Consider the following 20,532-nt stretch of genomic DNA (forward strand, 5'->3'; position numbering starts at 1 on the left):
GAAGACCACCGGCGACGATGCAGCCAGGGCAACGGCCAACGCGGGCGCCCGACCTCGCAAGAGCTTGGCGGTAAAGCCGTGAGCCTGCTGGCCCGCGTCATCCTGCCGCGTCCGGGCGAGCCACTCGACGTGCGCAAGCTCTACCTGGAGGAGTCGACGACCAACTCCCGTCGCGCGCATGCGATCAATCGCACCTCACTGCAGATCGGTGCCGAATCCGAGGTGTCATTCGCCACCTATTTCAACGCATTCCCGGCCAGTTACTGGCGGCGGTGGACGACGTGCACGTCGGTGGTGCTGCGGGCCGAGCTGACCGGCACCGGACGCGTCGACGTCTACCGGACCAAGGCCACCGGCGCGCGGATCTTCGTCGAAGGACGCGAATTCGCCAGTGCCGAGGACCAGCCGGTGACGGTCGAGTTGCAGGTGGGACTTCAGCCGTTTGAAGACGGCGGGTGGATCTGGTTCGACATCACCACCGACAGCAAGGTGACGCTGAGTAGCGCCGGGTGGTACTCCGACAAGCCCGCGCCGGGTGTGGCGAACATCGCTGTTGGCATCCCGACCTTCAACCGACCCAATGACTGCGTCAACGCCCTGCGGGAGCTCACCTCAGATCCCTTGGTGGACAAGGTTATCGGTGCGGTGATTGTGACTGACCAGGGCACGTCAAACGTGCGCGACCACCCCGACTTCGCCGCCGCCGCCGCGCCACTTGGCGATCGGCTTTCCATCCACGACCAGCCCAACCTCGGCGGCTCCGGCGGATACAGCCGAGTGATGTACGAAGCGCTGAAAAACACTGACTGCCAGCAGATCCTGTTCATGGATGACGATATTCAGCTGGAGCCCGACACCATTCTGCGGATACTGGCGATGAACCGCTTCGCAAAGGCGCCGATGCTGGTCGGCGGCCAGATGCTCAACCTGCAGGAGCCGTCGCACCTGCACATCATGGGCGAGATGGTAGACCGGGCCAACTTCATGTGGACCTCCGCGCCGTATACCGAATACGACCACGACTTCGCCGAATACCCGTTGAACGACAACGAACCTCGCAGCCAGCTGCTGCACCGGCGCATCGACGTCGACTACAACGGCTGGTGGACGTGCATGATCCCGCGGCAGGTCGCCGAGGAGCTGGGCCAGCCGTTGCCGCTGTTCATCAAATGGGACGACGCCGATTACGGGTTACGCGCCACCGAGCATGGCTATCCCACCGCCACGTTGCCCGGTGCGGCGATCTGGCACATGGCATGGAGCGACAAGGACGACGCAATCGACTGGCAGGCCTACTTCCACCTGCGCAACCGGCTGGTGGTCGCGGCCGTGCACTGGGACGGCAACGTGTCCGGACTGGTCCGCAGCCACCTCAAGGCGACGCTCAAACACCTTGCCTGCCTTGAGTATTCGACAGTAGCCATTCAGAACAGGGCGATCGACGACTTCCTCGCCGGCCCAGAGCACATCTTCTCGATACTGGAAACCGCGCTGCCCGAGGTGCACCGCATGCGCAAGGCATACCCGGACGCGGTGGTGTTGCCGTCCTCCGACGAGTTGCCTGCGCCGTCGGAGCGTAACCGTGAGATGAAGCCGCCGGTGCACCCGCTGGCCGTCGGGTATCGGCTGGCGCGTGGGACACTCCATCAACTCAAGCGGGCAGACCCGACGCACCATCAGCGCCCTCAGCTCAACGTGCCGACCCAAGACGCCCGGTGGTTCCGGCTGTGCACTCTGGACGGCGCCACGGTTACGACGGCTGACGGACGCGGGGCCGTCTACCGGCAGCGGGACCGCGCGAAGATGTTCGCGTTGCTGTGGCAGTCGCTGCGGCGTCAGCGGCTCCTGCTGAGCCGCTTTGACGAGATGCGCCGCGTCTACCGCGAGGCGCTGCCGGTGCTGTCCAGCAAGGAGAAGTGGGAGACGGTGCTGCTGCCGGCTCAAGACAACGTGTCCGGCAATGGCCGACATCGCAGCTGATTCGGCGCCGCCACGTGGTGAAGTGGCTGCCCTGGTAGCGATTCAATCGGCGTTGGGCGAACACCCCGGCGCGCTGGCTGCGGCGCGGGCCCTCTCCCACTTCGGTGAGCACAGCATAGGCTGGTTGGCGGTATCGGCGATCGGCGCGATCCTGCAGCCAGCGCGGCGCCGGGCCTGGCTGGTGGCGGGCGCCGGAGCCTTCACGGCGCACGCAGCCGCGGTGCTGATCAAGCGACTGGTGCGACGTCCACGGCCGCACCATCCGGCGGTCGCGGTGAACGTCGGAACCCCGAGCAGTCTGAGCTTCCCGTCGGCGCACGCCACCTCGACGACGGCGGCGTCCATTCTGCTGGCCCGTGCCACCGGAGCGCCGCTGCCTGTCATGCTGGTGCCGCCGATGGCGCTCTCCCGGGTGCTGCTCGGCGTGCACTATCCCAGCGACGTGGCCACCGGCGTGGCCGTCGGCGCGGCTGTCGCGGCCATTGCCGCTCGAATCGACGGCGCGATCACACGTGGAGCGAGCGAATGAGTGAGGACATCGAGGACAAAGTGCCGGTGACCGGACCGCCGGCCAACTTGATCGTCGGCGTGGTCAAGGCAATGCGCCCGCGCCAATGGGTGAAGAACGTCTTGGTGTTGGCGGCGCCGCTGGCCGCATTGGGCACCGACGTGCACTACAACTACCTCACAATGCTGGGCCAGGTCGTGGTGGCGTTCGTGGTGTTCTGCCTGGCAGCCTCCTCGGTCTATCTGGTCAACGACGTTCGCGACGTCGAGGCCGACCGCGAGCATCCCACCAAACGGTTCCGGCCGATCGCCGCCGGTGTGGTGCCCGAGTGGCTGGCCTACACGCTGGCGGCGGTGCTCGGGGTGGCCTCGCTGCTTCTTTCGTGGTGGCTCACGCCGAACCTGGCGCTGGTGATGGCCGTCTACATCGGCATTCAGCTGGGTTACTGCTTCGGTCTGAAACACCAAGCGGTGATTGACATTTGCATCGTCTCGTCGGGATTTTTGATCCGCGCCATCGCCGGCGGAGTAGCCGCCGGTATTTATCTATCGCAATGGTTTTTGCTTGTGATGGCTTTCGGGTCGCTGTTCATGGCGGCCGGCAAGCGGTATGCGGAACTGCAACTGGCCGAGCGCACCGGGGCCAGCATCCGCAAGTCGCTGGAGAGCTACACCAGTACCTATCTGCGCTTCGTCTGGACGATGTCGGCCACCGCGGTGGTGGTGTGCTACGGGCTGTGGGCGTTCGAGCGCGACCACGGCAGGGCTGGCTGGTTCGCGGTATCGATGGTGCCGTTCACGGTCGCGATCCTGCGGTACGCGGTGGACGTCGACGGCGGCCTGGCCGGGGAGCCCGAAGACATCGCGCTGCGCGACCGGGTGCTGCAACTGCTGTTCTTGGCCTTGATCGGAACCGTTGGTGCTGCGGTTATCCTCGGCTGACGTGGCCTCGAAGATCCCGGCCCCAACGCGCCGGCCGGTGGCCGTGGCGGTAGGCCGGCCGTCGTTCCCGTACGACGCCACGGTCCGGGTCAGTCTTTGGGCCAGTGTGGCCGTGGTCGCCGTGTTGTTCGGGTGGGGTGCCTGGCAGCGGCGCTGGATCGCCGACGACGGACTGATCGTCCTGCGCACAGTGCGTAACCTGCTGGCCGGCAACGGGCCGGTGTTCAACAAGGGCGAGCGGGTAGAGGCCAACACCTCGGTGGTGTGGACCTATCTGGTGTACGCGGGAAGCTGGCTGAATTGGCCGATGCGCCTTGAGTATGTGGCGCTGGTGTTGGCTCTTCTGCTCAGCGTGGTGGGCCTGGCCATGCTGATGCTCGGCACCGGCCGGCTGTTCGCGCCCGGCTTGCTGGGCCGCCGGGCGGTGATGCTGCCGGCCGGCGCACTGGTTTACATCGCGGTCCCGCCGGCGCGTGACTTCGCTACCTCCGGCCTGGAAAGCGGGCTGGTGATGGCCTATCTAGGGCTGCTGTGGTGGATGATGATCTGCTGGTCGCAGGCGGTGCGGGTGCGCCCGTCCGGGCGAGTATTCATCGCGACGCTGGCCTTTGTCGCCGGGTGCAGCGTGTTGGTGCGCCCTGAATTGGCTCTGGTCGGCGGCTTGGCGCTGATCATGATGCTGATCGCCGCAAAGGGCTGGCGGCGTCGAGTGCTGATCGTGGTGGCCGGCGGGCTGCTTCCGGTGGCCTACCAGGTCTTCCGGATGGGCTACTACGCGTTGCTGTTCCCCGGGACCGCCCTGGCCAAGGATGCGGCCGGCGACAAATGGTCGCAGGGCGTGATCTATCTGTCGAACTTCAACCAGCCCTACGCGCTGTGGGTGCCGGCGGTGTTGCTGGCGGGGCTGGCTCTGGTGGTCTCCGCCGGCCGCCGGAAAGGAATTCGGTATTCCCCCGCACCCACCCACGGACCGCTGGCCCGCTCGGTGCAAAGCCCAGCCGCCGTAGTGGTTTTCATCCTCGTCAGCGGGCTGCTGCAGGCGCTGTACTGGATCAGGCAGGGCGGGGATTTCATGCATGGCCGAGTTCTGCTGGCGCCGCTGTTTTGTTTGCTCGCGCCGGTGGCGGTGGTGCCCGTGGTGTTTCCCGACGGAACCAGGCTGTCCCGGGAGGCCGGCTACTGGTTGGCCGGTGCGGTGAGCGCGCTGTGGATGGCGCTCGCGGGCTGGTCGCTGTGGGCGGCCAATTCGCCCGGAATGGGCGACGACGCCACCCGGGTCACCTACTCGGGCATCGTGGACGAGCGCCGCTTCTATGCGCAGGCAACGGGTCACGCGCATCCCCTGACGGCCGCCGACTATCTGGACTACCCGCGGATGCGTGCAGTGCTGGTGGCGCTCAACAACACGCCGCAGGGGGCCTTGCTGCTGCCGTCCGGCAATTACGACCAATGGGATCTCGTCCCGCCCATCTCGCCGAACACACCGCCGGGCCCACCGGGCCCACCGGGCCCACACACGGTATTTTTCACCAACCTCGGCATGGTCGGCATGAATGTCGGACTGGATATCCGGGTGATCGACCAAATCGGATTGGCCAACCCGATAGCCGCGCACACCGCCCGTTTGCAGCACGGCCGGATCGGCCACGACAAGAACCTCTTTCCTGACTGGGTGATCGCCGACGGGCCCTGGGTGAAGTGGTATCCGGGCGTTCCGGGCTACCTGGACGCGCAGTGGGTCGCTCAGGCCGAGGCGGCTCTGCGATGCCCGGCGACCCAGTCGATGCTGAGCTCGGTGCGTGCTCCGATGGGTGTTCACCGGTTTGTGTCGAATTTCCTGAATTCCTATGAATTCACCAAGTACCGAATTGACCGGGTTCCGCGCTACGAACTCATCCGATGCGGCCTGGCCGTGCCGGAGTCCGGCGGTGTCCCGTACACCGGTCTGCCGGCTACCGGGCCGTAGCCGGCAGAGAATTTTCCGTACCTATTTCCGCCGGCTCGCTGCGACCGCTCCAGCAACCGCCCCGACCCGCGCCCAGCAACGCGGCATATGTAGTCTTACCGGCGGGCGACCGCTCATCGGCACATTCACGACGTGGTGATCCGCAGCCGAGCTGGGTGGGCCCGGCCGCGGCGTGGGGGCCGGTAAGGGACCCTCGCTGAGGAGAAGACACCCCCGAAGATGTGGTTGACTACACGGGCACAGCTGCGCCGCAAAGCAATCAAGCGGGCGCATGCAGTCCGACCCACCAAGTGTGGGCCCGACAAAGAATGAGGAAGCAACAATGAGGCTTGTTGACAGGTTTCGCGGCGCGGCAAAGAGGATGCCGCGCCGACTGGTAGTGGGAGCCGCCGCAGCGGCCCTGTTGCCGGGGCTGATCGGCGTCGTAGGCCAGTCCGCGACCGCGGGAGCGTTCTCCCGGCCAGGTCTGCCCGTCGAGTACCTGCAGGTGCCGTCGGCGGCGATGGGCCGTGACATCAAGGTCCAGTTCCAGAGCGGTGGGGCCAACTCGCCGGCCGTGTATCTGCTTGACGGCCTGCGCGCGCAGGATGACTTCAACGGCTGGGACATCAACACCCCCGCCTTCGAGTGGTACCTGCAGTCGGGTCTGTCGATTGTCATGCCGGTGGGTGGGCAATCCAGCTGGTACACCGACTGGTACAAGCCGGCCTGCGGTAAGGCCGGTTGCCAGACCTATAAGTGGGAGACCTTCCTGACCAGCGAGCTGCCGCAGTACCTGGCGACCCAAAAGCAGGTCAAGTCCACCGGCGGTGCCGCCGTCGGCCTGTCGATGGCCGGTGCGTCGGCGCTGAACCTGGCGAACTACCACCCCGAGCAGTTCATCGAGGTCGGCTCGTTCTCCGGTCTGATGGACCCCTCCCAGGGCATGGGACCGTCGCTGATCGGTCTGGCCATGGGTGACGCCGGTGGCTACAAGCCCGCGGACATGTGGGGCCCGAAGGAGGACCCGGCGTGGCAGCGCAACGACCCACTGGTGAACGTCGGCAAGACCGTCGCCAACAACACCCGCGTGTGGATGTACTGCGGTAACGGCAAGCCGTCGGACCTCGGTGGCGACAACCTGCCGGCCAAGTTCCTCGAGGGCTTCGTGCGGACCAGCAACGTCAAGTGGCAGAACGCCTACAACGCGGCCGGTGGCCACAACGCGGTGTTCAACTTCGACGCCAATGGCACGCACGACTGGCCGTACTGGGGTTCGCAGCTGCACGCCATGTTGCCCGACTTGCAGCGGACGCTCGGTGCGACGCCGGGTGCGGGTCCTGGCCCGGGTGCGGCTCCGGGTGCTCCCGCGGCCTCCCCGACCGGCCAGCACACCTGACGGTTGCAATAAATAGCAAGACTGACGGCGACGACCTCCCGGGGTCGTCGCCGTTAGTCATTTCCGGCGTCCGGTTTAACCGAGTGTGATTAGCTACCTTGCGGAACGGGGGCGATCTGCATTCCCCGGGTTGGTGGTCGAGCGACGAGTGAGGTCGGTATGAAGGGTCTGTCGATGCTGCTAAGGCTCCTGTGCGCCGCCGTGCTGACGATCGGGGTCGGAGGCCTCGCTGCCGTCAACGGCGGATCCGCCCGCGCCGCTGGCTACGAGACGCTGATGGTGCCGTCGGCGTCGATGGGCCGTGACATCCCGGTGGCCTTCCTGGCCGGTGGTCCGCACATGGTGGTTCTGTTGGATGCATTCAATGCCGCCCCGGATGTCAGCAACTGGGTGACGGCGGGTAACGCGATGGGCACGCTGGCCGGCAAGGGGATTTCGGTGGCGGCACCGGCCGGTGGCGCCTTCAGCATGTACACCAACTGGGAGCGAGACGGCAGCAAACAGTGGGAGACGTTCCTGTCCACCGAGTTGCCGGACTGGCTGGCCGCCAACAAAGGTCTGGCGCCGGGCGGCCACGCGGTGGTGGGCGCATCCCAAGGCGGATACGGCGCCATGGCCCTAGCCACCTTCCACCCCGACCGTTACGGCTACGCCGGCTCGCTTTCGGGCTTCGTCTACCCGTCGAACACCACGACAAATGGCGCGATCCTCGCCGGTCTGCAGCAATTCGGCGGCGTTGACGGCAACGGCATGTGGGGCGCCCCGCAGCTCGGTCGATGGAAGTGGCACGACCCATGGGTGCACGCCGGATTGCTGGCCCAGAACAATTCCAGGATCTGGGTGTACAGCCCGGCGAACATGGGCGGTGATGCCGGCGCCATGATCGGCCAGGCTGGCGAGGCGATGGGCAACGCCAGATTCTTCTACCAGCAATACCGCAACGTCGGTGGGCACAACGGCCACTTCGACTTCCCCGGCAGCGGCAGCAACGACTGGGGCTCATGGAGCGGCCAGCTGGGCGCGATGTCCGGCGACATCGTCGGCGCGATCCGCTAAGCTCGCCAACCCGCCGCCTGTCGCAGGCTTGGCGCACCGGAGGCGGTGCCGCGAACCGGTACCGTTAAGGGGTGCAGCAGACGTTACGGCCCGTGCAGTGGCCGGGACGTGGCGCGCGAAATACATTGCCCGCCGCCGACTGTGCGACCGAACGACTCTGCTAGCAGGAGACCATGGCTGTTAACTCGCGGCGTAATTCCCGACGGAAGCGCCACCGCACCCTGGCGTTGATCGCCGCTGCGTCCGTGGCGCTGGTCGTGGGGCTGGTCATCTTCGCTGTGGTCGCCGTCCTGCGGCAAAAGGAAACCCCGCCGAGCGCGGTGCCGCCCAGCATCGTGCCGCCGACCAGCAGTTCGACCTACCCACACAAGCCACGGCCGGCCTTTCAAGACGCCAGCTGTCCCGATGTGCAACTGATCGCGATTCCCGGCACCTGGGAGTCGTCGCTGCAGGACAATCCGCTGAACCCGGTCGAGTTCCCGAAGGCGTTGTTACTCAACGTCACCCGCCCGATCAGCGAGCAGTTCAACTCCAGCCGAGTCGAGACGTACACCGTGCCATACACCGCCCAGTTCCACAATCCGCTGAGCGGGGACACCCAAATGTCCTACAACGACAGCCGCGCGGAGGGAACCCGCGCCGCGGTCAAGGCGATGACCGACATGAACGCCAAGTGCCCGTTGACCAGCTATGTGCTGGTCGGCTTCTCGCAGGGGGCGGTGATCGCCGGCGACCTCGCCAGCGATATCGGCAATGGCCGCGGACCGGTCGACGACGATCTGGTGCTCGGTGTGACATTGATCGCCGACGGCCGTCGTGGGCAAGGGGTAGGCCAGGACATCGGACCTAATCCGCCCGGCGAGGGTGCCGAGATCACCCTGCAGGAGGTGCCGGTGCTGTCGGGGCTCGGTTTGACCATGACCGGACCGCGACCGGGCGGTTTCGGTGCGCTCAACAGCAAGACCGACGAGATCTGCGGGGTCGGCGACTTGATCTGCGCCGCCCCCCAGGACGCGTTCAGCCTGGCCAACCTGCCCAAGACGCTGGATGTGCTGGCCGGCGGCGCGGGCCAGCCGGTTCATGCGCTGTATGCCACCACACAGTTCTGGAGTTTGAACGGACAGCCGGCCACCGAGTGGGCATTGAATTGGGCGCACGATGCGGTCGACAACGCGCCACACCCGAAACACGGTTAACAGGCAATACGACACGGCCCGGCTGCAACGGTGACGCGTGCGACAAGCGGTACTTTCGGATTTGGTCCGCGGCGCAGCACCAACTAACATTAAGAGATAACTAAGAACAGCTGTGTCGGCCTATCGCGTCGATGCGTCGCGGATCGCCGGACGTCCTTTGAGTACCATCTGTGAGGTTTGCCGTTCGCGACAGCCCTGCGCAGGCGAAACGTGCGGTGTCCGATTGGCCGGCCCGCGTCGGATGTAACCGCCGATACAGCTCGCATAGCTGCGGCCCGACCTAGAACTGTTGCGACAGGAGAAGAGTGGCATGGCGTACCACAACCCATTCATCGATAAGAACGGGCGGATCAGGTTCCCGGAAAACACCGACCTGGTTCGTCACGTCGAGAAGTGGGCGAAGGTGCGCGGAAACCAGCTGGCCTACCGGTTCCTGGACTTCTCCACCGAACGCGATGGTGTCGAGAGGGACATCTCATGGGCCGATTTCGGTGCCCGCAACCGTGCGGTGGGCGCGCGGCTGCAGCAGGTCACCCAGCCCGGTGACCGTGTCGCCATCCTGTGTCCGCAGAACCTGGACTACCTCTCCGCCTTCTTCGGCGTCTTGTACGCCGGCCGGATTGCGGTGCCACTGTTCGACCCGGCCGAGCCGGGTCACGTCGGCCGATTGCACGCGGTGCTCGACGATTGCGAGCCGTCGGCGATCCTGACCACCAGCGACTCCGCCGAAGGCGTTCGCAAGTTCATGCGCAGCCGGCCGGCCAACGAGCGGCCGCGTGTCATCGCCGTCGACGCGGTGCCCGCAGAGGTCGGTTCCACCTGGGAGCACGTGCCCGCCGGGCACGACACCGTTGCCTATCTGCAGTACACCTCCGGCTCCACCCGCACCCCGACGGGCGTTCAGATCACGCACCTGAACCTGCCCACCAACGTGGTCCAGGTGATCCATGCGCTGGAGGGCCAGGAAGGCGACCGTGGTGTGAGCTGGCTGCCGTTCTTTCATGACATGGGCCTGATCACCGCCTTGTTGTCGACGGTAATCGGCTACCGTTTCACCTTCATGACGCCCGCCGCCTTCGTGCGCCGGCCCGGCCGGTGGATCCGCGAGCTCGCGCGCAAGGACGGCGAGACCGGCGGGACCATCTCCGCCGCCCCGAACTTCGCCTTCGAACACGCCGCGCTGCGTGGCGTGCCCAAGGACGATGAGCCGCCGCTGGACCTGAGTAATGTCAAGTGCATCCTCAATGGCAGCGAGCCGGTGTCGGCGGCATCGATACGCAAGTTCAACGAGGCATTTGCGCCGTTCGGCTTCCGGGAGACGGCGATCAAGCCGTCCTACGGTCTGGCCGAGGCCACCCTGTTCGTCTCGACCACCCCGATGGCGGCGGCGCCCAAGATCATCCACGTCGAGCGGGAGGCATTGAACAACAGGCGGTTCGTCGAGGTGCCCGCCGACGCGCCGAACGGCGTCCCGCAGGCCTCCGCCGGCAAGATCGGTATCGACCAGTGGACGACCATCGTCGACGCCGAGTCCGCCAGCGAACTGCCTGACGGGCAGATCGGTGAAATCTGGCTGCACGGCAACAACATGGGTGCCGGTTACTGGAACCGCGAAGAAGAGAGCTCCGAAACCTTCAAAAACATCCTCAAGTCGCGCACCAACCCGTCGCACGCCAAGGGAGCCGCCGATGACGGGCTATGGGTGCGCACCGGCGACTACGGCACCTACCACGACGGTGAGCTGTACATCACCGGCCGGGTCAAGGATCTTGTCATCATCGATGGCCGCAACCACTATCCGCAGGATCTGGAGTACTCGGCGCAGGAAGCCAGCCGGGCCTTGCGCACCGGTTACGTGGCCGCCTTCTCGGTGCCTGCCAACCAGCTGCCCAAAGAGGTGTTCGACAACCCGCACGCCGGCCTGAAATACGACCCCGATGACACCTCCGAACAGCTGGTGATCGTCGGGGAGCGCGCCCCGGGTGCGCACAAGCTCGACTACCAGCCCATCGCCGACGACATCCGGACGGCCATCGCCGTCCGCCACGGGGTCACCGTGCGCGACGTCCTGCTGGTGCAGGCCGGCTCGGTTCCCAGGACATCCAGCGGCAAGATCGGCCGCCGCGCCTGCCGCACCGCCTACATCGACGGCAGCCTGCGCAGCGGCACCGCAGTCCCGAATGCCTTCCCCGACCAGGCTGACTGAGCCCCAACATGACTGACACAGAGATCGATTCCCAACCATCGGCCGAAGGCGCTGCTGGGCCCGCCAGTAAACCCGCCCGCACCGACATGACCGTCACCGAGGTGCGGCAGTGGCTGCGCAACTGGATCGGCACCGCCACCGGGCGGTCGCCCGACGTGATCGACGAGGTCACGCCGATGGTGGAACTGGGTCTGTCGTCGCGCGATGCGGTGGCGATGGCCGCCGACATCGAGGACCGCACCGGGGTCACGGTGTCGATCGCCGCCGCCTTCGAGCATCCGACCATCGAGACGTTCGCCACCTGGATCGTCGAGGGCGACCCGGAAGACGACGTGACTACCGACGACACCGACTGGACCCGCAGCGGGCCGGTCGAGCGGGTCGATATCGCCGTGGTGGGGCTGGCTACCCGGTTGCCCGGTGACATGAACAGCCCCGAGGAGACCTGGCAGGCGCTGCTGGAGGGTCGCGACGCCATCACCGACCTGCCCGAGGGCCGCTGGTCGGAGTTCATGGAGGAGCCGCGGCTGGCCGAGCTGATCAACAACGCCCGCACCCGCGGCGGCTACCTGAAAGACATCAAGGGCTTCGACTCCGAGTTCTTCGCGCTGTCCAAGACCGAAGCCGACAACATCGACCCGCAGCAGCGGATGACGCTGGAGCTGACCTGGGAGGCGCTCGAGCACGCACGCATCCCGGCGTCGAGCCTGCGCGGTGAATCCGTCGGCGTGTACGTCGGCACTTCCGTCATGGACTACAGCTACCTGGCGATGTCGGACCCGACGGTCGCTCACCCGTATGCGATCACCGGTACCGCGAGTTCGATTGTGGCCAACCGGGTTTCGTACTTTTTTGACTTCCACGGCCCGTCGGTGGCGGTGGACACCGCCTGCTCGAGTTCACTGGTCGCCACCCACCAGGCCGTGCAGGCACTACGTAGTGGCGAATGCGACGTAGCCGTCGCCGGTGGCGTCAACGCGCTGATCACCCCGGCGGTGACGCTCGGTTTCGATGAGATCGGCCAAGTGCTCGCACCCGACGGCCGGATCAAGTCGTTCTCGGCCGACGCCGACGGCTACACTCGCTCCGAGGGCGCCGCCATGCTGGTGCTCAAGCGGGTCGACGACGCCCGCCGTGACGGCGACCAGATCCTCGCGGTGATCGCCGGCAGCGCGGTCAACCACGACGGCCGGTCCAACGGCCTGATCGCCCCCAACCCGGACGCGCAGGCCGATGTGCTGCGCCGGGCGTACAAGGACGCCGGCATCAACCCCCGCACGGTCGATTACATCGAGGCGCACGGCACCGGCACGGTGCTCGGCGACCCGATCGAGGCCCAGGCGCTCGGCCGGGTTATCGGCCGCGGACGTGCCGCCGACAAGCCGGCCTTGCTGGGTGCGATCAAAACCAACGTCGGGCACATGGAGTCGGCGGCCGGCGCGGCCAGCCTGGCCAAGATGGTGCTGGCCCTTGCGCACGACAAGCTTCCGCCGTCGATCAACTACGCCGGACCCAACCCCTACATCGACTTCGACGCGGCGCATCTGCGGTTCCTGGACACCGTCGCCGACTGGCCGCGCTACGGCGGGTATGCGGTCGCCGGAGTGTCGAGCTTCGGCTTCGGCGGCGCCAACGCGCACCTGGTGCTGCGCGAGGTGCTGCCGCGTGACGTCGTCGAGCGTCAACCAGACGCGGAGCCAGAGGCGGAGCCCCGCGCCGAAGCGAAGGCCGCGGAGCAGGCGCCCGCCGAGTACGTCGGTGGGGTGCGCTTCGACGAGTACGGCGAGTTCATCGAGTCCGGCGAGTCCATCGAGTCCGGCGAGTCCATCAAGGACGGGGGCGCAGCGGCGGCGGTCGAAGAAGAACCTGAGCTGCCGGGCATCACCGACGAAGCCAAGCGACTCAAAGAGATCGCGTTGGAAGAGCTTGCGGCCGAAGAGATACCGGCGCCGCTGGTGCCGCTGGCGGTGTCGGCGTTTCTGACGTCGCGCAAGAAGGCCGCCGCCGCGGAGCTGGCCGATTGGATGGAGACCCCGGAAGGCCAAGCGTCTTCGCTGGAGTCGATCGGCCGTTCGCTATCGCGGCGTAACCACGGCCGTTCACGCGCGGTGGTGCTGGCCAGCGACCACGACGAAGCCATCAAGGGACTGCGCGCGATCGCCGACGGCAAGCAGAAGCCGAACGTGTTCAGCACCGACGGGCCGGTGACCAACGGCCCGGTGTGGACAATGGCCGGTTTCGGCGCACAGCACCGCAAGATGGGCAAGAACCTGTATCTGCGCAACGAGGTCTTCGCCGAGTGGATCGAGAAGGTCGACGCGCTGATCCAGGACGAGCGGGGCTACTCGGTGCTCGAGCTGATCCTCGACGACTCACACGATTACGGCATCGAAACCAGCAACGTCACCATCTTCGCGATCCAAATCGCGCTGGGTGAGGTGCTCCGCCATCACGGCGCTAAACCCGCTGCGGTGGTGGGTCAGTCGCTGGGCGAACCCGCGTCGGCCTACTTCGCCGGCGGGCTCTCGCTCGAGGACGCCACCCGGGTGATCTGCTCACGCTCGCATCTGATGGGCGAAGGCGAAGCGATGCTTTTCGGCGAGTACATCCGGTTGATGGCGCTGGTCGAGTACTCCGCCGACGAGCTCAAGACGGTCTTCGCCGACTTCCCCGACCTGGAGGTGTGCGTCTACGCCGCGCCTAGTCAGACCGTGATCGGCGGCCCGCCCGCGCAGATAGACGCGATCGTCGCCCGCTGTGAGGCGGAGGGCCGCTTCGCCCGCAAACTTCAGACCAAGGGCGCCGGCCACACCTCGCAGATGGATCCGCTGCTCGGCGAGTTCTCCGCGGAGCTGCAGGGCATCGCGCCGATGAGCCCGACCGTCGGGATCTTCTCGACCGTGCACGAAGGGACCTACATCCGGCCTGGTGGTGAGCCGATCCACGATGTCGCGTACTGGATCAAGGGGATGCGGCATTCGGTCTACTTCACCCACGGCGTCCGCAACGCGGTCGACAACGGGTACACCACGTTCTTGGAGCTCGCGCCCAACCCGGTCGCGCTGATGCAGGTAGGTTTGTCCACCGCCGCCGCGGGATTGCCGGATGCGCAACTGATCCCGACGCTGGCCCGCAAGCAGGACGATGTCGATGCGATGACGTCGGCGATGGCGCAGTTGTTCGTGTTGGGGCATGACCTCGACGTCCGCACTTTATTTCCCCGCCGTCCCGCCGGGCCGGCCGCCCCCGAGGACTACGCGAACGTCCCGCCGACCCGATTCCGTCGCAAGGAGCACTGGCTCAACGCGCACTTCTCCGGCGACGGATCGGTGCTGATGCCCGGCACCCACGTAGCGATGCCGGACGGCCGGCACGTGTGGGAGTACGCACCACGTGAAGCGACCGACCTGGCTGCACTCGTGAAAGCTGCTGCAACACAAGTGCTTCCGGACGCGCAACTCACGGCCTCCGAGCAACGGGCAGTGCCCGCCGAGAACGCCCGACTGGTGGCGACGCTGACCCGCCATCCCGGCGGAGCGGCTGTTCAGATCCACGCGCGCATCGACGAGTCCTTCACGCTGGTCTACGACGCACTGGTGTCGCGGGCCGGCCAAGCCTCGGTGTTGCCGACGGCCGTTGGCGCGGGTGCGGCGATCGCGCCGACGGTCAACGCGGCGCCGGCCGAAGCGGCGGCACCAGCCGCCGAGCCGGCGGCCGCCGAGGACGGCGACGTCGGCACCCTGAGCGACAGCCTCACCGCACGGCAGCTGGGTGGTGCATTGCAGCGCTGGACGCCGGATACCGGTGAGACCGTGCGTGATCGGCTGGCCTCGATCGTGTCGATGGCGATGGGCTATGAGCCAGAGGACCTGCCCTGGGAGGTGCCGCTGATCGAGCTCGGCCTGGACTCGATGATGGCGGTGCGGATCAAGAACCGCGTCGAGTACGACTTCGACCTGCCACCCATTCAGTTGCAGGCAGTTCGCGACGCCAGCCTCTACAGCGTCGAGAAGCTCATCGAGTACGCGATCGAGCACCGCGACGAGGTGCAGGATCTGCACGAACACCAGAAGACCCAGACCGCCGACGAGATCGCCAAGGAGCAGGCGGCGATGTTGTCCGGGGCGACGCCGGCTGCGGTGACGGCACCCGCGCGGGCTTCCGACGCGCCGATCCCGCCGCCGCCGACTAACCCCTCTGGCCCGGCCGCGCCCGCCGCGCAACCCAACCTGGCGGCTGCCGCGCAGGCGCTCAACCAACAGGCCGTCGCCGAGGCGCTCAGCTCCGACATTCCCCCACGGGACGCCGCCGAGCGGGTCACGTTCGCCACCTGGGCGATCGTCACCGGCAAGTCACCGGGCGGCATCTTCAACGCGTTGCCGAAGCTGGACGACGACGCTGCCGCCAAGATGGCGCAACGGCTTTCCGAACGGGCTGAGGGCCCGATCAGCGTCGACGACGTCAAAGCCGCCTCAACCATCGAGGAGCTGGCGACCACGGTGCGCGAGTATCTCGAGGCCGGCCAGATCGACGGCTTCGTGCGCACCATCCGCCCCCGGCCCGAAGGTTCCACCAAGCCACCGGTATTCGTGTTCCACGCCGCGGGCGGGTCCACGGTGGTCTACGAGCCGTTGCTCGATCGCTTGCCGCCGGACACCCCGATGTACGGTTTCGAGCGGGTCGAGGGCACCATCGAAGAGCGCGCCGCCCAGTACGTTCCGAAGCTGCGCGAACTGCAGGGTGACGGGCCGTTCATCCTGGTCGGCTGGTCGCTGGGCGGGGTGCTGGCCTACGCGTGCGCGATCGGGCTGAAGCAACAGGGCTGCGACGTCCCGTTTGTCGGCCTGATCGACGCGGTGCGCGCCGGTGAGGAGATCCCGCAGACCAAGGAGGAGACCCGCAAGCGCTGGGAGCGTTACGCCCGCTTCGCCGAGCGGACGTTCAACGTCGAGATTCCCGCAATCCCTTACGCGCAGCTCGAAGAGCTCGACGACGAGGGGCAGATCAAATTCGTGCTGGAGGCAGTCCGACAGAGCGGTGTGCAGATCCCCGGCGGCATCATCGAGCATCAGCGCACGTCGTATCTGGACAACCGTGCGATCGACACCGTCCAGGTCCAGCCCTACGACGGTCACGTCACGCTGTACATGGCCGACCGCTACCACGACGACGCGATCACGTTCGAGCCGCGCTATGCCACCCGCAAGCCCGACGGCGGCTGGGGCGACTACGTCTCGGATTTGGAGGTCGTGCCGATCGGTGGTGAGCATATCCAGGCCATCGACGAGCCGATCATCGCCAAGGTCGGTGCGCATATGACCCAGGTGCTCAACAAGATTGACGCAGAGCAGAAAGAGGCCTAAGTGACGACCAAGACCACCGCCGAGCTGCTGGCCGAACTCCGCGAAAAGCTGGAGCTGGCCAAGGAACCCGGTGGTGAGAAGGCCGCCGCCAAGCGCGACAAGAAGGGCATCGCCAGCGCCCGCGCCCGCGTCCACGCGCTGCTGGATCCGGGCAGCTTCCTCGAGACCGGGGCCCTGGCCCGCACGCCGGGGGATCCCAACGCGCTCTTCGGCGACGGCGTGGTCACCGGCCGCGGGACTATCGACGGCCGACCGGTCGGGGTGTTCTCGCACGACCAGACGGTGTTCGGCGGAACGGTCGGAGAGATGTTCGGCCGCAAGGTCGCTGCGCTGATGGAGTGGTGCGCGATGGTGGCCTGCCCGATCGTCGGCATCAACGACTCCGGCGGCGCCCGCATTCAGGACGCGGTGACCTCGCTGGCGTGGTACGCCGAGCTGGGCCGCCGCCACGAGGTGCTGTCCGGGATTGTGCCGCAAATCTCCATTATCCTCGGTAAATGCGCTGGGGGAGCGGTGTATTCGCCGATTCAGGACGATCTTTTGGTGGCCGTGCGTGACCAGGGCTACTTCTTCGTCACCGGTCCGGACGTGATCCAGGAAGTCACCGGTGAGGAGGTCAGCCTCGACGAGCTCGGCGGCGCCGACGCCCAGGCCCGCTACGGCAACCTGCACCAGGTGGTCGAATCCGAAGCCGCAGCGTTCCAGTACGTCCGCGACTTCTTGTCGTTCTTGCCGTCCAACTGCTTCGATAAAGCACCGATCGTCAACCCCGGACTAGAGCCGGAGATCACCCCGCATGATCTGGAGCTCGACTCGATCGTGCCGGATTCCGACAACATGGCCTACGACGTGCACGAGATCCTGCTGCGGATCTTCGACGACGGCGATTTCCTTGACGTCGCAGCACAACACGGCCCGGCCATCGTCACCGGGTTCGCCCGGGTCGACGGTCGCCCGGTTGGCGTGGTCGCCAACCAGCCCATGCACATGTCCGGCTCGATCGACAACGAGGCCTCCGACAAGGCGGCCCGGTTCATCCGGTTCTGCGACTCCTTCGATGTGCCGCTGGTGTTCGTTGTGGACACCCCGGGTTTCCTCCCCGGTTTCGAGCAGGAGAAGAACGGCATCATCAAGCGCGGCGGCCGGTTCCTGTACTCGGTCGTCGAGGCCGATGTACCGAAGGTGACGATCACCGTGCGGAAGTCCTACGGCGGCGCTTATGCCGTGATGGGATCCCGGCAGCTGACCGCCGACTTCAACTTCGCCTGGCCGACCGCGCGCATCGCCGTGATCGGCGCCGAGGGTGCCGCGCAATTGCTGATGAAGCGGTTCCCCGACCCGACCACGCCCGAAGCGCAGGCGATCAAGAAAGACTTCATCGAGGGCTACAACCTGAACATGGCGATCCCGTGGATCGCCGCCGAGCGTGGCTTCATCGACGCCGTCATCGAACCGCACGACACCCGGCTGCTGCTCCGTAAATCGCTACACCTGTTGCGGGACAAGCAAATCTATCGACGCGTTGGTCGCAAGCACGGGTTGATCCCGGTCTAGACCGGCGCGACGATTTCGGACGTGTAGAACTCGGCCGGCAAGGCTGTGGAATTAACCCGACGGTGACTTGCCCCACGACTTTGTCCACGAACTCCTCTCATTGGGCTAACGCCGCGAACATGTGCAGCGCCCCGGTGTTTCCCGCCACGGCGATCGGGTATTGACCTGCCATGACACCCGCCGATGCCGCGAGCGGCTCCACACCTGCCACGGAGATCTGGCGGGGCAAGGCTTACCCGATGGGCGCGACGTATGACGGTGCAGGCACCAACTTCGCGGTATTCAGCGAGGTGGCCGAGCGGGTCGAGTTGTGCCTGTTCGACGCGGACGGGACGGAAAACCGGATCACCCTGCCCGAGATCGATTCATTCGTCTGGCACGGATTCGTCCCGGGTATCGAGCCCGGTCAGCGTTACGGCTACCGAGTCCACGGCCCCTACGATCCCGGCGCGGGCCTGCGGTGCAACCCGAACAAACTGCTCGTCGACCCGTACTCGAAGGCCATGGACGGCAACTTCGACTGGAACCAGTCGCTGTTCAGCTACACCTTCGGCGACCCCGACAGCCGCAACGACGACGACTCGGCGGCCAGCATGCCCAAGTCGGTGGTCATCAATCCCTTCTTCGACTGGGCAAACGACCGCCCACCGGACCATCAGTACGCCGACACCCTCATCTACGAAGCGCACGTCAAAGGCCTGACCCAGACCCACCCGGACATCCCCGAACACCTGCGCGGCACCTACGCCGCCGTCGCGTACCCGGTGATCATCGAGCACCTCAAAAGCATCGGAGTCAACGCGATCGAACTGATGCCGGTGCATCACTTCGCTAACGACTCCACCCTGATCGACAAGGGCCTGTCCAACTACTGGGGATACAACACCATCGGATTCCTCGCGCCCGACGCGAAGTACTCCAGCGCCACCACACCGGGCGGCCAGGTGCAGGAATTCAAGGCGATGGTGCGCGAATTGCACGAAGCCGATATCGAAGTCATCCTCGACGTCGTCTACAACCACACCGCCGAGGGCAACCACCTGGGCCCGACGTTGTCGATGCGCGGGATCGACAACGCCGCCTACTACCGGTTGGTCGACGACGACAAGCGCTACTACATGGACTACACCGGCACCGGCAACAGCCTCAACGTCGGGCATCCGCACACGCTGCAGCTGATCATGGACTCGCTGCGCTACTGGGTGACCGAGATGCACGTCGACGGCTTCCGGTTCGACCTCGCCTCCACTCTGGCCCGAGAGTTCTACGACGTGGACCGGCTGGCAGCGTTTTTCGAACTCGTGCAACAAGATCCGATAGTCAGCCAGGTCAAGCTGATCGCCGAACCGTGGGACGTCGGGCCGGGCGGCTACCAGGTGGGCAACTTCCCACCGCAGTGGACCGAATGGAACGGCAAATACCGCGACACCGTCCGCGACTTCTGGCGCGGTGAACCTGCCACCCTCGACGAATTCGCCTACCGGCTAACCGGATCGGCCGACCTCTACGAAGGCACCGGTCGCCGGCCGGTCGCCTCGATCAACTTTGTCACCGCCCACGACGGGTTCACGCTGCGAGACCTGGTGTCTTACAACGAGAAACACAACGAGGCCAACGGCGAGGACAACAACGACGGGGAAAGCCACAATCGGTCGTGGAACTGCGGCGTGGAGGGCCCAACCGACGATGCCGAGGTCGACGAGCTGCGCGCCCGCCAGCAGCGCAACTTCATCACCACGCTGCTGCTGTCGCAGGGGGTTCCGATGCTCTGCCATGGCGACGAGCTCGGCCGCACCCAGGGCGGCAACAACAACGGGTTCTGTCAGGACAACGAAATCACCTGGATCGACTGGGGCAAGGTCGACGACGGTCTGCTGGAATTCAGCTGCGTGGTTTCAGCGCTGCGCGCCGAGCATTCGGTGTTCCGTCGGCGACGGTTCTTCAGCGGCAAGCCGTTGGGCCGTCGCGGCGAGGCGGGTTTGCCTGACATCGCGTGGTTCACCCCGGAGGGTGCGGAGATGACTGGCGAAGACTGGGGCGCAGGCTTCGCGAAATCCGTCGCGATCTACCTCAACGGCCAGGGCATCCCTGACCGCGACAACCGCGGACAGCGGGTGACCGACGACTCGTTCATGCTGTGCTTCAACGCCCACCACGAACCGCTTCAGTTCACCATGCCGCCAACAGATTTCGGCGCCAGCTGGGAACCGGTCGTCGATAGCGCCGACCCGGTCCACGTCGCCGCCGCCAAGCCGATCGACGCCGCTCAGCCGGTCACCGTGGAGGCGCGCTCTGTCCTGGTTCTGCGCGCGCTACCCGTCGCTGAGCCGTAAGCAGGAACTGGGCGGCGAGGCTGTAAAGACCTCGCCGCCCAGTTTAGTGCC

General features: G+C 66.2%; 11 protein-coding genes. All 11 read left to right on the forward strand.

Going from position 1 to position 20,532, the window contains the following annotated elements; translation table 11 throughout:
• Positions 1-78: 78 nt before the first annotated feature.
• Positions 79-1,980: a glycosyltransferase gene (locus ACLQI9_RS27785; RefSeq protein ID WP_442384992.1), complete on the forward strand. Its 1,902-nt coding sequence runs from the start codon at positions 79-81 to the stop codon at positions 1,978-1,980.
• Entirely contained in the window at positions 1,961-2,509 is a 549-nt protein-coding gene (locus tag ACLQI9_RS27790) for a phosphatase PAP2 family protein (RefSeq protein ID WP_442384990.1), read from the forward strand. The genes ACLQI9_RS27785 and ACLQI9_RS27790 overlap by 20 nt, the downstream gene beginning before the upstream one ends.
• Entirely contained in the window at positions 2,506-3,429 is a 924-nt protein-coding gene (locus tag ACLQI9_RS27795; RefSeq protein ID WP_442384988.1) for a decaprenyl-phosphate phosphoribosyltransferase, read from the forward strand. The genes ACLQI9_RS27790 and ACLQI9_RS27795 overlap by 4 nt, the downstream gene beginning before the upstream one ends.
• Before the next feature lies 1 nt (position 3,430).
• A complete protein-coding gene (gene zomB, locus ACLQI9_RS27800) occupies positions 3,431-5,395 on the forward strand; it encodes a flagellar motor control protein ZomB (protein ID WP_442384986.1) in 1,965 nt (654 codons plus the stop codon).
• 322 nt (positions 5,396-5,717) lie between these two features.
• Positions 5,718-6,773 (forward strand): esterase family protein, encoded by a 1,056-nt coding sequence (locus tag ACLQI9_RS27805; protein WP_442384984.1) that lies wholly within the window; start codon positions 5,718-5,720, stop codon positions 6,771-6,773.
• 159 nt (positions 6,774-6,932) lie between these two features.
• On the forward strand, positions 6,933-7,829 hold the full coding sequence (locus ACLQI9_RS27810; RefSeq protein ID WP_442384982.1) for an esterase family protein: 897 nt from the start codon (positions 6,933-6,935) through the stop codon (positions 7,827-7,829).
• Between the two features lie 173 nt (positions 7,830-8,002).
• Positions 8,003-9,025 (forward strand): carboxylesterase Culp6, encoded by a 1,023-nt coding sequence (gene culp6 / locus ACLQI9_RS27815; protein ID WP_442384980.1) that lies wholly within the window; start codon positions 8,003-8,005, stop codon positions 9,023-9,025.
• 310 nt (positions 9,026-9,335) lie between these two features.
• Entirely contained in the window at positions 9,336-11,231 is a 1,896-nt protein-coding gene (gene fadD32 / locus ACLQI9_RS27820) for a long-chain-fatty-acid--AMP ligase FadD32 (RefSeq protein WP_442392453.1), read from the forward strand.
• 86 nt (positions 11,232-11,317) lie between these two features.
• A complete protein-coding gene (pks13, locus tag ACLQI9_RS27825; protein WP_442385110.1) occupies positions 11,318-16,594 on the forward strand; it encodes a polyketide synthase Pks13 in 5,277 nt (1,758 codons plus the stop codon).
• Positions 16,595-18,148: an acyl-CoA carboxylase subunit beta gene (locus tag ACLQI9_RS27830; RefSeq protein WP_442384976.1), complete on the forward strand. Its 1,554-nt coding sequence runs from the start codon at positions 16,595-16,597 to the stop codon at positions 18,146-18,148.
• A 170-nt stretch (positions 18,149-18,318) separates the two neighbouring features.
• Positions 18,319-20,481 carry a glycogen debranching protein GlgX gene (gene glgX / locus ACLQI9_RS27835; RefSeq protein WP_442392454.1) on the forward strand — a complete coding sequence of 721 codons (2,163 nt, stop codon included), beginning with the start codon at positions 18,319-18,321 and terminating at the stop codon, positions 20,479-20,481.
• The last annotated feature ends 51 nt before the right edge of the window (positions 20,482-20,532 follow it).

The sequence above is a fragment of the Mycobacterium sp. genome, assembly GCF_052143115.1.
Classification (GTDB): Bacteria; Actinomycetota; Actinomycetes; order Mycobacteriales; family Mycobacteriaceae; genus Mycobacterium.

Excerpts from the sequence above, each read along its gene's own strand:
- ACLQI9_RS27790 (WP_442384990.1), top strand. The coding sequence starts at position 1,961 with ATGGCCGACATCGCAGCTGATTCGGCGCCGCCACGTGGTGAAGTGGCT.
- ACLQI9_RS27795 (WP_442384988.1), top strand. The coding sequence starts at position 2,506 with ATGAGTGAGGACATCGAGGACAAAGTGCCGGTGACCGGACCGCCGGCC.
- ACLQI9_RS27805 (WP_442384984.1), top strand. The coding sequence starts at position 5,718 with ATGAGGCTTGTTGACAGGTTTCGCGGCGCGGCAAAGAGGATGCCGCGC.
- ACLQI9_RS27810 (WP_442384982.1), top strand. The coding sequence starts at position 6,933 with ATGAAGGGTCTGTCGATGCTGCTAAGGCTCCTGTGCGCCGCCGTGCTG.
- culp6 (WP_442384980.1), top strand. The coding sequence starts at position 8,003 with ATGGCTGTTAACTCGCGGCGTAATTCCCGACGGAAGCGCCACCGCACC.
- fadD32 (WP_442392453.1), top strand. The coding sequence starts at position 9,336 with ATGGCGTACCACAACCCATTCATCGATAAGAACGGGCGGATCAGGTTC.
- pks13 (WP_442385110.1), top strand. The coding sequence starts at position 11,318 with ATGACCGTCACCGAGGTGCGGCAGTGGCTGCGCAACTGGATCGGCACC.
- glgX (WP_442392454.1), top strand. The coding sequence starts at position 18,319 with ATGACACCCGCCGATGCCGCGAGCGGCTCCACACCTGCCACGGAGATC.